Source organism: Cupriavidus sp. H19C3, from assembly GCF_049393815.1.
Taxonomy (GTDB): Bacteria; Pseudomonadota; Gammaproteobacteria; order Burkholderiales; family Burkholderiaceae; genus Cupriavidus.
Window position 1 is genome coordinate 230,797 of the sequence record NZ_CP184986.1, and the last position, 12,124, is coordinate 242,920.

9 protein-coding genes are annotated in these 12,124 nt (G+C 68.8%); 8 read left to right on the plus strand and 1 reads right to left on the minus strand.

The window, feature by feature from the left end:
* The first annotated feature begins 27 nt into the window (after positions 1-27).
* Genes DFLDMN_RS20560 through DFLDMN_RS20580 form a run of 5 tightly spaced genes read left to right on the plus strand, consistent with a single transcriptional unit; the run spans position 28 to position 6,244 of the window.
* Positions 28-1,086, plus strand: a complete 1,059-nt coding sequence (locus DFLDMN_RS20560) for a Bug family tripartite tricarboxylate transporter substrate binding protein (RefSeq protein WP_423199724.1) — start codon at positions 28-30, stop codon at positions 1,084-1,086.
* Positions 1,079-3,220: an acetate--CoA ligase family protein gene (locus tag DFLDMN_RS20565; protein ID WP_423199725.1), complete on the plus strand. Its 2,142-nt coding sequence runs from the start codon at positions 1,079-1,081 to the stop codon at positions 3,218-3,220. The genes DFLDMN_RS20560 and DFLDMN_RS20565 overlap by 8 nt, the downstream gene beginning before the upstream one ends.
* Before the next feature lies 1 nt (position 3,221).
* Positions 3,222-3,992: an enoyl-CoA hydratase/isomerase family protein gene (locus DFLDMN_RS20570; protein WP_423199726.1), complete on the plus strand. Its 771-nt coding sequence runs from the start codon at positions 3,222-3,224 to the stop codon at positions 3,990-3,992.
* Complete coding sequence (locus tag DFLDMN_RS20575; protein WP_423199727.1) at positions 3,989-5,407, plus strand: aldehyde dehydrogenase family protein; 1,419 nt, start codon at positions 3,989-3,991, stop codon at positions 5,405-5,407. The genes DFLDMN_RS20570 and DFLDMN_RS20575 overlap by 4 nt, the downstream gene beginning before the upstream one ends.
* Positions 5,408-5,425: 18 nt before the next feature.
* A complete protein-coding gene (locus DFLDMN_RS20580; protein ID WP_423199728.1) occupies positions 5,426-6,244 on the plus strand; it encodes an enoyl-CoA hydratase in 819 nt (272 codons plus the stop codon).
* 33 nt (positions 6,245-6,277) lie between these two features.
* On the opposite strand, the gene DFLDMN_RS20585 is transcribed toward DFLDMN_RS20580, so the two are convergent.
* On the minus strand, positions 6,278-7,297 hold the full coding sequence (locus DFLDMN_RS20585) for a hypothetical protein (protein WP_423199729.1): 1,020 nt from the start codon (positions 7,295-7,297) through the stop codon (positions 6,278-6,280).
* Between the two features lie 240 nt (positions 7,298-7,537).
* On the opposite strand from DFLDMN_RS20585, the gene DFLDMN_RS20590 reads away from it, so the two are divergent.
* From DFLDMN_RS20590 to DFLDMN_RS20600, 3 genes are read left to right on the plus strand one after another with little or no spacing between them, the layout of a single operon-like run.
* Complete coding sequence (locus tag DFLDMN_RS20590; protein ID WP_423199730.1) at positions 7,538-9,904, plus strand: DUF3141 domain-containing protein; 2,367 nt, start codon at positions 7,538-7,540, stop codon at positions 9,902-9,904.
* A 28-nt stretch (positions 9,905-9,932) separates the two neighbouring features.
* The gene (locus tag DFLDMN_RS20595) at positions 9,933-10,871 is read left to right on the plus strand and encodes a phosphate acetyltransferase (protein ID WP_423199731.1); all 939 of its coding nucleotides are present in this window, start codon (positions 9,933-9,935) and stop codon (positions 10,869-10,871) included.
* A gap of 4 nt (positions 10,872-10,875) precedes the next feature.
* Positions 10,876-12,066: an acetate/propionate family kinase gene (locus DFLDMN_RS20600; protein WP_423199732.1), complete on the plus strand. Its 1,191-nt coding sequence runs from the start codon at positions 10,876-10,878 to the stop codon at positions 12,064-12,066.
* Positions 12,067-12,124: the final 58 nt, after the last annotated feature.

The following is a 12,124-nucleotide window of genomic DNA, read 5'->3' on the forward strand; positions in this document are numbered from 1 at the left end:
AAGGGCATGCAACGATACGGAGACAACATGCAACGCTTTCCGACGGTCGCGCCGGTCCGGCCGCGAACCAGCACCCACCGCCCGCGCCGCGCCTTCCTCGCCGCCAGCCTCGCCGCGCTCAGCCTGGCCGCGGCCGCACTCGCGCTGGGCGGCGCACCCGGCAGTGCCATGGCCACCACCGCCGCAACCTATCCCGCCAAGCCGATCCGGCTGATCGTGCCGTTTCCGGCCGGCGGTCCCACCGATGCCATGGCGCGCCTGATCGGCCAGCACCTGTCGCAGCGGCTCGGACAACCGGTGGTGGTGGACAACCGCGGCGGCGCGGGCGGCACCATCGCGACCGAAGCCGTCGCGAGCGCCACGCCCGATGGCTACACGCTGTTCTTCTCGACCACGGGCACCATGGCGATCAACCCGTCGCTGTACCGCTCGCTCAAGATCGATCCGGTCAAGGCCCTCGACGCCGTAGGATCGGTCGCGTCCACCGTCAATGTGCTGGTCGTGCCCAACAGCCTGCCGGTGGCCAACGTCAAGGAACTGGTTGCGCTTGCCAGGCAGAAGCCTGGCACGCTGACGTTTGGCTCCGCCGGCAACGGCAGCTCGAACCACCTGTCCGGCGAACTGTTCAAGTCGATGGCCGGCATCGATATCGTCCACGTGCCCTACAAGGGCTCGGCAGCCGCCTTCACCGACCTGCTCGGCGGCCGCATCTCGATGATGTTCGATACGGTGTCGAGCCAGGTGCAGTACATCGGCAGCGGCAAGGTCAAGGCGCTGGGCGTGACCGGGCCGGCGCGCTCGGAGGCGCTGCCGAAGGTGCCGACCATCGCCGAGTCCGGTCTGCCGGGCTTCGACGTGACGATCTGGTTTGGCCTGTCCGCGCCCAAGGGCACGCCGCCGGAAGCCGTGCAGCGGCTCAACGGCGAACTGCAGAAGGTACTGGCGCAGGCCGACGTCAAGCAGCAGCTGGCCGCGCTCGGCGCCACCCCCCTGCCGGGCACGCCCGGCGATTTCGCCAGGCTGATCCAGCACGACGTGGCCAAGTGGACGCCCGTGGTGAAGGCTTCCGGAGCCACCCTTGACTGAGATCTTCGCTTCCCTGTTCGCGCCGGCATCGGTGGCCGTGATCGGCGCCTCCGACAATCCCAACAAGGTCGGTGGCCGACCCATTCACTACCTGCGCCAGTTCGGCTACGCGGGCGAGGTTTTTCCCGTGAATCCGGGCCGCGACACCATCCAGGGCTATCGCGCATGGCCGAGTCTGCAGGACATCGGCAAGACGCCGGACGCGGTGGTGATCGCAGTCTCGGGCGATGCCACGCTGGAACAGGTGCGCCTGTGCGCCGACGCCGGGGTGAAGGCCGCGGTGATCATGGCGTCGGGTTTTGCCGAGACCGGCGCTGCCGGCCGCGCGCGCCAGCAGCAGCTGGTGGCGCTGGCCCATGCTGGCGGCATGCGGCTGGTGGGACCCAACGCGCAGGGCACGGCCAACTTCGCCACCGGTGCGGTGCTCAACTTCTCGACGATGTTCATGGAAGTCGCGCCGCAGGACGGCCCGATCGCGATCGTCAGCCAGAGCGGGGCGGCCAGCGTCATGCCCTATGCATTGTTGCGCCAGGCCGGGTTTGGCGTGCGTTATCTGGTGGCTACCGGCAACGACGCCGACCTCGATGCCTGCGCGATGACCTGCGCGGTGGCCGCCGATCCCGAAGTGCGGCTGGTGCTGGTGTACCTCGAATCGATCTCCGATCCGCAGGCGCTGGCGCATGCCGCGGCGCTGGCCCGCGGCCGTGGCGCCAGCATCGTGGCGATCAAGGCTGGCAACAGCGCGCGCGGCGCGCGCGCGGCAACGTCGCATACCGGTGCGCTGGTGGGCAACGATGCCGCCATCGACGCGTTTCTCGCGCGCCATGGGATCTGGCGCGCCAACGATATTGGCGAGCTCGTGCGCGCGGTGCCGCTGTACCTGCAGAACCGCGCGCCGGGCCAGGGTCGCACCGTGGTGATGAGCCATAGCGGCGCGGTCGGCGTGATGGCGGCGGACCTGGCGGAACGCCATGCGCTGCCGCTTACCGAATTGCAGCCGTCCACCGTGGACCGGCTCGGCGCGATCCTGCCCGAGTTCGGCACCGCCAGCAATCCGCTCGACATGACGGCGGCGCTGATGGGCAAGGGCGACATGTTTCCGCGCGTGCTCGACGCGCTTGGCGCCGATCCGCAGGCCGACATGATCATGGTCGGCATTCCCGTCGCGGGTCCAGGCTATGACGTCGAGGCGCTGGCGCGCGATGCGGCCAGCTTCAGCAGTCGCCTTGGCAAGCCGCTGGTGGCCAGCGCACCGCAACAGGGGGTGCGCGACGTGTTCGTGCGCCATGGCGTGCCGACCTTCGTGACGGAAGCCGAGGCCGTCGCGGCGCTGGCGCAATACGCGGCCCATGCCAGTCTGGAGGCTGCCGCCGGGGTGGCGGCAGCGGGGGCGCCGCCGGCGCTCATGCCGTCGTCCCCCGCGCCGTCGTCCTCTGTGTCGTCGTGCCGGATCCTTACGCCCGCCGGCGGCCATGGCCTGCAGGACGAAGCGCGCAGCCTGGCGCTGTTGGCCGCAGCCGGCGTGCCGGTGGTGCCGCATCGCATCTGCGCCAGCGCCGACGAGGCGGTGGCCGCCTTCGCCGCGCTGGGCGGCGGCGTGGTGGTGGTCAAGGGGTGCGCGGCCGAGGTGCCGCACAAGAGCGAACACGGTCTCGTTCACCTGCGCCTTGCCGATGCGGAGGGGGTGGCCCAGGCAGCCGCGGATTGCCTGCACAGGCTGCGCGCGCTCGGTGTGGCCGATCCCCGTGTGGTGGTAGCGGCCATGATCAAGGGGCGCCACGAGTTTGCGCTCGGTGTCTCGGTCGACCCCGCCTTCGGCCCGCTCGTGATGATCGGCGAGGGCGGCACGCTGCTTGAGCTGCGCAAGGACGTCGTCACGCTGCTGGCACCGTTCGATGTGGAGGCGGCCAAGGCCGCGTGCGGGCGGCTGCGGCTGGCGCCGCTGTTCGACGGTTATCGCGATATCCCGCCGCTCGACCTCGATGCGCTGGCGACCGCTGCGGTCGCGCTCGGCGACTGGGCGCTGCGTCAGGGCACCGCGCTGGTATCGGTCGATATCAATCCGCTGATGGTGATGGCGGCCGGCAAGGGCGCGCTGGCGGTAGACGCGGTAGTGGAACTGCAAAAGGACTGATATGGAACCCGTGCTGGTGGAACGCGATGGCGCTATCGCCATCGTCACGCTCAACCGTCCCGAGCGCATGAATGCCGTCAACGATGCGCTGCGCGGCGCGCTGATCGAGACCCTGGCCTGGATCAATGCCAATGCCGCAGTGCGCGCGGTCGTGCTCACCGGGGCCGGCACCCGTGCGTTCTGCGCCGGCCAGGACCTCGACGAAGCTGCCGCGGTGACGTGGCAGCAGATCGTGCCCTGGCTCAACCGGCAGCGCGCCATGTACCAGGCCGTACGCGATCTCGACAAGCCCTGTGTGGCGGCTGTGCGAGGCGTGGCCGCGGGAGCGGGCTTCCAGCTTGCGCTGTGTGCGGACTGGCGCGTGACCACGGCCGACAGCCGCTGGGGCCAGCCCGAGGTCAAGGCAGGGCTGGCCAGCATCGTCGGCTCGTACCTGATGACGCTGCACGTCGGGCATACCCACAACGTGCAGATGTCGCTGTCGGGCGAACTCGTATCCGGCCAGCGCGCGTATGAGATGGGCCTGGTGACGGCACTGGACGACGAGGCCGGATTGATGGCGGCGGCGCGCGCGCGCGCCCATACGCTGGCGGCGCTGCCGCCGACCTCGGTGCGTCTGTCCAAGCAGCGCCTGCGCGCGATGACGCAGCCGGGCTTCGACGACGCCTGCGTGGCGGGCATCCGCGCGCAGCTCGAATGCTATGCCGATGGCGAGCCGCAGCGCGTCATGGCCGAATTTCTCAGCAAACGGAAGGCAAGGGAGTCCCAATGATCCAGTGGAACGAACACTTTATCGACGGCGCGCGGCAGACAGTGCGCGCCAGCCGCACGGTGCGGATCCACGATGCGGCCACCGAAGTGCCGCTCGGCGAGGTCCACCTCGGCAGCGCCGCCGATACCGATCGGGCCGTCGCGGCGGCACGCGCCGCGCTGCCGGCATGGCAGCGGCTGGGCGTGCAGGTACGTGCGGCCATGCTGCGCGCGGTGGCCGACGCGCTGGAGGGCGAAGGACAGGCGCTGGCCCGTGCCATCTCGCGTGAAGTCGGCATGCCCCTGAAGCTGTCGCAGCGCATCCAGGTCGATGCGCCGGTCGCGGCATGGCGGGCCACGGCTGCGCTGGCGGAGACCTTCCCCTTCGTCAGTGAAGTCGGCAATTCGCGCATCACGCTGGTGCCGGTGGGCGTAGTGGCGGCGATCACGCCGTGGAACTATCCGTTGCACCAGATCACCGGCAAGCTCGCGCCGGCGCTGCTGGCCGGCTGTACGGTGGTGCTGAAGCCATCGGAGCTGGCGCCGGCGGCGACTGCCGCGCTGATGACGGCGTGCGAACGTGCCGGCCTGCCACCGGGCGTGCTCAATATCGTGCTGGGCGATGCGGAGGTGGGCCAGGCGCTGGCGACGCATGCCGACGTGCAGATGGTGTCGTTCACCGGTTCTACCGCGGTGGGCCGCAAGGTTGCCGCGCTCGCCGCTGGCGACATGAAGCGTATCTCGATGGAACTTGGCGGCAAGTCCGCGGCCGTGGTGCTGCCCGGCGCGGACCTCGCGCGCGCGGTCAAGGCCACCGTGGCCTCGTGCTTTCTCAACTCCGGGCAGACCTGCAGCGCGCTGACGCGGCTGATCGTGGCGCGCGCCGACTATGCGCCATGCCGTGCGCTGTTGGCCGAGGCCGCGGCCGGCATGACCATGGGCGATCCCGCCGAGGCATCGACGCGCGTCGGCCCGTTGCTGTCCGCGTTGCAGCGCGAGCGCGTGCGCGCGCATATCGCCGCGGCGGAGCAAGCCGGGTTTGACCGCATTGCAGGCGGCCCGGGCGCGCCGGTACCGACGCCGGGCTACTTTGTCGCGCCGACGATCTACGGCAACGTGGCGCCGGACAGCCGTCTGGCCAACGAGGAGGTCTTCGGCCCGGTACTGGCGGTGCTTTGCTACGACACGGTGGAGGATGCCATTGCCCTTGCCAACGGCACGCCCTACGGACTGGCGGCAGCAGTGTGGGCCGCGGATGACGCGCAGGCCGAGCAGGTGGCCGGCGCCTTGCGCGCCGGACAGGTCGATGTCAACGGTGCGCGCTTCAATGCGGCCGCGCCTTTCGGCGGCTTTGGCCTGTCCGGAGTAGGACGCGAAGGCGGTGTGCATGGGCTCGAGGAGTTCCTCGAACCGCGCGCCGTGCAGCTTCCCCGCTGAATTCAAAGGAAACCAGGCATGTATCAGGAAATTGCAGTCGCGCGCGCGGCACAGAACGCGCAGGTCGCCATCGTGACGATGAACCGTCCCGACAAGCTCAACGCGCTGACCAAGGTCATGGAGGCCGAATTGCGCGACGCCATGGAGGCCGCCGACCGCGACGACAGCATCCGTGTGGTGGTGCTGACCGGCGCCGGCAAGGGCTTCTGCGCCGGCATGGACATCAACGCGCTCGAGGTGCTGCCGCCCGACGATATCCGCGCGGCGCAATGGATGCGGCCGTACGACATGAACCGCCGCGCCGACTACCAGAGCCGCTACGGCTATTTTCCGGCGCTGCGCAAGCCGGTCATTGCCGCCATCAACGGCGCCGCCGCCGGCCTCGGACTCGTTTTCGCGCTGTATAGCGATATGCGCTTTGCCAGCAGCGCGGCCGCCTTCAGCACCGCATTCGCGCGGCGCGGGCTGATTGCCGAGCATGGCATCTCGTGGCTGCTGCCGCGTGTGGTTGGTCCGGGCCACGCCGCGGACCTGCTGTATTCCGCGCGCAAGGTACCGGCCGAGGAAGCCCTGCGCATGGGGCTGGTCGATCGCGTATACGCGCCGGAGGACCTGATGACGAGCACGCTCGCCTACGCGGCCGAGCTCGCGGAGAACGTTTCGCCGCGCTCCATCCGCGTAATGAAGCGGCAGCTCTGGGAGACCCCGTTCCAGACGCTCGCCGAGGCCACGCAGCTGGCCAACGCCGAGATGTTCGACAGCATCCAGAGCGAGGACTTCACGGAGGGCGTCGCGCATTTCATCGAACGTCGTCCGGCCCGCTTCACCGGCCGGTAAGCGCCAGGCGGGGCACGCTCACGCCCGGCGCCATCACAGCAGCCGTTCCGCTTCCTCCAGCAGCGTGCGCGCCGGCACCATGTCGGCGCGCGCAAAGCGCACCAGCATGAAGGTGCGTACCAGCGGCGGATCGCCGGGCACGTGTGCCGTCATCACTTCGAGCTCGTGCGCCGCGCCCGGCGTGTCGGCATCGAGCAGGACATTGGTCGCACTCAGCCGCAAGCGCCGGCGCGTCAGTGCAAAGCGGGCCGGCGCGTCGTGCAGGGTCTCGACCAGGCACGCCAGATGGCGCTCGAGCGCGCCGGTACGATCGGCCTGCTGCGACAGCATCGTCGTGTTGCGGTCGATGCGGCTGCGCAGTTCGGCCTGTTCGGCGGGATCCGGTGCGTCGGCACTGCCGACCACCGCGCGCAGGCCGGTGCCCTCGCGTTCGAGCAGGTGCAACTGCGATACCAGCAGCGTCTGTTCCGGCGCGGCCGCTGCCTCCCGCGCCGGGCCCGCGGTAAAGCGGGCCAGTGCTTCCAGTGCCAGCTGGTCGAACATGCGCCGCACGATTTCCTCGCGCAGGTCGGTATCGGAGCCAGCAATGATCCGGACCTGATGATCGCTGAAGTTGACCAGCGTCTGCGGCACCTCCGTTCGCATGACATCGCCTTCAAGCGCCACGCCGAAGGCGTGCCGTTCGCTCATGCTCATGCCGAGTACCGCATGGGCCGTCTGCGCGGCCGGCGCGGCGTCGAAGAATTCCCGCAATGACGGCGCCCGGCTGAACGTCAGTTCCACATCACGCGGCGTGGCGAAGAACGCGTGGATATAGGGATCCGTGCCCCACGCCTGGGCATTGGCATCGTGCGCCTCGGGAAGGTTCGTGACCACTTGCCGCACATGCCGGTGCGCGGCTTCCAATGCGGGGCGCAACTGGCGCGCATAGTGCGATATCAGCCGCAGGCGCGGGTCGAGCCGGGTCACGCGTTCCACCAGCTCCGCCATCTCGCGCGTGCTGTGACCGTCTCCGGGCGGCCGCCGGCGGCGCAGCCATCGCATGCATTTCATGATCGATCTCCCGCATGGCGCTGAAATGGTTCTACAGTGGTCGGGGATGCTTCGACATCGATAGTAGTCGCCATTCGGCATTGCAGAGCCGGCCACAGCGCCGGCTTGCCGTGGATACGTTTCCAGCTTGATAAAGATCAACGGTTCGCGGCGCGCTTTCGCCATGCTTGTCCATGTCGCGGCCCGGCGGTCGCGATCGGGCGGCGATGGCAGGGCGCGCTCACGTCACGGGAGGTCGGCATGGACGTCGCAAAGCAGGTGGTCAAATCATTCGAGGTGGGCGTCAAGAGCGGTCGCGTACTGCAGAGGCGTCTTGCACACGCGCGTGACGCATATGGACAGCGCGTCACCGAGGCGGCCCGGATGAGCGGCTGGTCCGCAGGGGAGGGGCAGACGGGCACCGAGCGTGCCGCCGCCCTGTCCGCATGGACCTCGGCATGGACATCGGCCATGAATCCGCTCGATGGCTATGCCTACGCGGTCGACGGCATGCAGCGCGCGATCCTGTTCTGGGACACGCTGCGGCAGCGGGGCAACCACTTTGTCGAGAGTGCCGTGCAGGGTCTCAAGCCCGTCCTGCACTTCGACTACGACATGGTGCTGGACGGGCGGCAGTTCGCGCGCCCGGTGAACTATGCGCTGCTGCGCATCAGGCCACCCGACGGCGTGGTGATCGACGATACGCGCCGGCCCTACGTCATCATCGATCCGCGTGCGGGTCACGGTCCGGGCATCGGCGGTTTCAAGGACGACTCGCAGGTCGGGGTGGCATTGCGCGCCGGGCATCCCGTGTATTTCGTCATCTTCTTTCGCGATCCCGAACCCGGACAGACGCTGCTCGACGTGTGCGAGGCCGAGCAGCAGTTCGTCCGCAAGGTCCGCGCACTGCATCCGGACAGCTCGCGGCCGGCCATTGTGGGCAATTGCCAGGGCGGCTGGGCGGCGATGATGCTGGCGGCCTCGTCGCCGGAAGATACCGGGCCCATCGTCATCAACGGCGCGCCAATGTCGTACTGGAGCGGCGCCTGGAGCGAAGGCGAGGGCGATAACCCGATGCGCTATGCGGGCGGGCTGCTGGGCGGGACGTGGCTCGCCTCGCTGACCGCCGATCTCGGCAACGGCAAATTCGATGGCGCCTGGCTGGTGCAGAACTTCGAGAACCTGAACCCGGCCAACAGCCTGTGGGACAAGTACTACAACCTGTACCGCAAGATCGATACCGAGCCGCCGCGCTTTCTCGAATTCGAACACTGGTGGGGCGGTTACTACCTGATGAACCGCGAAGAGATCGAATGGATCACGCGCAACCTGTTTGTCGGCAACAAGCTCTGGAGCGGCGACGTCAAGAACGCCGCGGGCAGGGCCTTCGACCTGCGCGACATCCGCGCGCCGATCATCCTGTTCGCCTCGATGGGAGACAACATCACGCCGCCGCAGCAGGCTTTCAACTGGGTCGTCGACGTGTATGGCAGCACCGAGGAGATCAAGGCGCGCGGTCAGGTCATCGTCGGCATGATGCACCAGAGCGTCGGCCATCTTGGCATCTTTGTCTCGGGCAAGGTCGCGCAGAAGGAGCATGCGCAGATCGTCTCGGTACTGGGCAGCATCGAGATGCTGCCGCCGGGTCTGTATGGCATGGTCATCAACGAGCGTCCGGGCAAGGACGGCGTGGAGTACGAGGTGGAGTTCCGCGAGCAGTCGCTCGAGGATGTCTCGGGCCGGCTCAACCGCTTCCAGCGCGTCGACGAGAAGCCGTTCGAGGCGGTCACCGCCGTGTCCGACTTCAATCAGCGTGCCTACGAACTGTTTGCCCAGCCATTCGTACAGGCCATGGCCAACGACGCGTCGGCCTATGCCATGCGGACCTGTCATCCCTTGCGGATGCAGAACTGGGCGTGCTCCGACCTCAATCCGTGGCTGGCCTGGCTGGCACCGGCCGCCGAGGCGGTGCGCGCCGGCCGGCAGCCGGTGGACGACGATCATCCGCTGCGCGCGCAGGAACGCGCCGGCGCGGAAATGGTCAGCGCCGGTCTCGATGCATGGCGCGCGGTCCGCGATGCCATGACCGAGGCATCGTTCTTCGGCGTCTACGCCAACCTGTTCGCGTTTATCGCCAAGGAGGAAGCGGGGACACGGGCCGCGCCAAGGATCACGGCGCCGATGGAGCTTCCCGAAGTCAAGGCGGCGCTGGCCGCGATCGGGGAGGGCGGATACCCGGAAGCGATCGCACGCCTGGCCTGCCTGTTGCAGCGCCAGGGCGAACCATTGCCGCTGTCGCGGCTGGAACTGCGGCGCGACCTCGCGGCCGATTACGCCGACCTGTTGCCCGACCTGCCGATGGAGCAGTGGCGCCAGATCCGTGGACAGCAGGAACTGATCGCCCGCTACGCGCCCACGCAGGCGCTGGCGACCTTGCCGCAACTGCTGGCGGCGCGCGCCGATCGCGAACGGCTGCAGACGCTGTTTGCCCGGCTGGTTGCCGACGAACGCATGATGGGCCTGGCGCCGACCGCGGAACAGTCCGCCATGCTGGAACGGATCCAGGCGGTGCTGTCGCCGAGGCCGGCGCGGACGCGGCGGGAGTTGCCGCTGGTGCGCGCATCGTGATGGCCCAGGGCTCGCAAAGGAGACGCCGATGAACGGCAAGCACGAGAAATACCAGCGGTTGCTCGAATACTGCAAGTCGCTGCCGCCGACGCCGACCGCGGTTGCGCATCCGTGCGACCGCAGTTCGCTCGAAGGCGCCGTCGACGCGGCCCAGGCGGGCCTGATCGACCCCATCCTGGTCGGGCCAAGCGCCCGCATCGAGCAGGTGGCACGCGAGGCGGGGCTCGATCTCGGCCGCTACCCGATCGTCGACGCGCCCCATAGCCACGCTTCCGCGGCCGCCGCGGTCCAGCTGGTGCGCGAGGGCAAGGCGGAGGCCCTGATGAAGGGCAGCCTGCATACCGACGAGCTGATGAGCGCGGTTGTCAGGAGCGACAGCGGCCTGCGTACCGCGCGGCGTGTCAGTCATTGCTTCGTGATGGACGTGCCCGGCCGCGCCGAGCCCCTGATCATCACCGATGCGGCGGTCAATATCGCGCCCACGTTGATGGAGAAGGCGGATATCCTGCAGAACGCCATCGACCTTGCGCATGCGATGAAGCTCAAGGAGGTCAGGGTGGCGATCCTGTCGGCGATGGAGACCGTCAATCCTAAGGTGCCCTCCACGGTGGAAGCCGCGGCGCTGTGCAAGATGGTCGATCGCCACCAGATCAGCGGCGCGGTGGTGGACGGCCCGCTGGCGCTGGACAACGCGATCGACCTCGAGGCGGCGCGCATCAAGAAAATCGAATCGCCGGTGGCCGGACGCGCCAATGTGCTGCTGGTGCCCGATCTCGACGCCGGCAATATGCTGGCCAAGAGCCTGTCGTTCCTGGCCGGTGCCGACGCCGCGGGCATCGTGCTCGGCGCGCGCGTGCCGATCATCCTGACCAGCCGTGCCGACTCGCTGATGACGCGCCTGGCGTCGTGCGCGGTGGCCGCGCTGGTGGCCGAAGCACGCCGGACATCCGGCCAGATCACGGGGTAACGCGATGGCTGAAGTCATCCTCGTATTGAACGCGGGATCGTCGAGCCTGAAGTACTGCGCGTACGACGCGCAATCGGGCGAATTGCGGCTGGTACTGCGTGGCAGTCTCGATGGTATCTACACCAGCCCGCGCTTTCGCGCCGTCGACGCCAGCGGCGAAGAGGTCGGTACCCGGCAGTGGGGCGAGGGCGTCGAACTGGGGCATGCCGGCGCCATCGGCTTTCTCGCGGACTTCCTGCGCAGCCACGGCGAGGGCCATACGCTCGCCGCGGTCGGGCATCGCGTGGTGCATGGCGGCATGCATTTTACGCAGCCGGTGCGGGTGACGCCGGGGATCGTGGCGGAACTGGAACGGCTATGCCCGCTCGCGCCGCTGCACCAGCCGCACAACCTCGCGCCGATCCGCATCGTGGCGACGCAGCGTCCCGAGCTGCCGCAGGTCGCGTGCTTCGATACCGCGTTTCATCGCGGCCAGCCCGAGGTGGCACAGGCGTTTGCATTGCCACGCGCGATTACCGGGCTGGGCGTCAGGCGCTACGGCTTCCATGGCCTGTCCTACGAATACATCGCGAGCGTACTGCCGGCGGTGGACGGCCGCGCCGCCACCGGACGCACCGTGGTGGCGCATCTCGGCAACGGCAGCAGCATGTGTGCGTTGGTGGGCGGGCGCAGCGTGGCCAGCACCATGGGCTTTACCGCGGTGGATGGGCTGCCGATGGGCACGCGTTGCGGCAGCCTGGATCCGGGCGTCATCCTGTACCTGATGCAGGAGGCCGGCATGGACGCCAAGGCCGTCGAAGACCTGATCTACCGCAAGTCGGGGCTGCTCGGGGTATCGGGCATCTCGAGCGATATGCGCGCGCTGCTCGACAGCGACGATCCGATGGCGCGCTTTGCCGTCGAGCTGTTCACGTACCGGATCGGCCGCGAGCTCGGCTCGCTGGCCGCGGCGGCGGGCGGACTCGACGCACTGGTGTTCACCGCCGGCATCGGTGAGCATGCGCCGGCGATCCGGGCGCGGGTATGCCAGCAGGCCGGATGGCTCGGCGTCACGCTCGATGCGGCCGCCAACGAGGCCGGCGGGCGGTGCATCAGCGACCTCACGAGCCCGGTGGCGGTGTGGGTCATTCCGACCGACGAGGAACTGATGATCGCGCGCCATACGCTGGCGGTCATCGAAGCCGGCGCGCGCTGACGATGCCCGCGGGTGCCGGCCTGCGGGCGGAGAGGGCGGAGAGGGCGAAGGGGGGCGA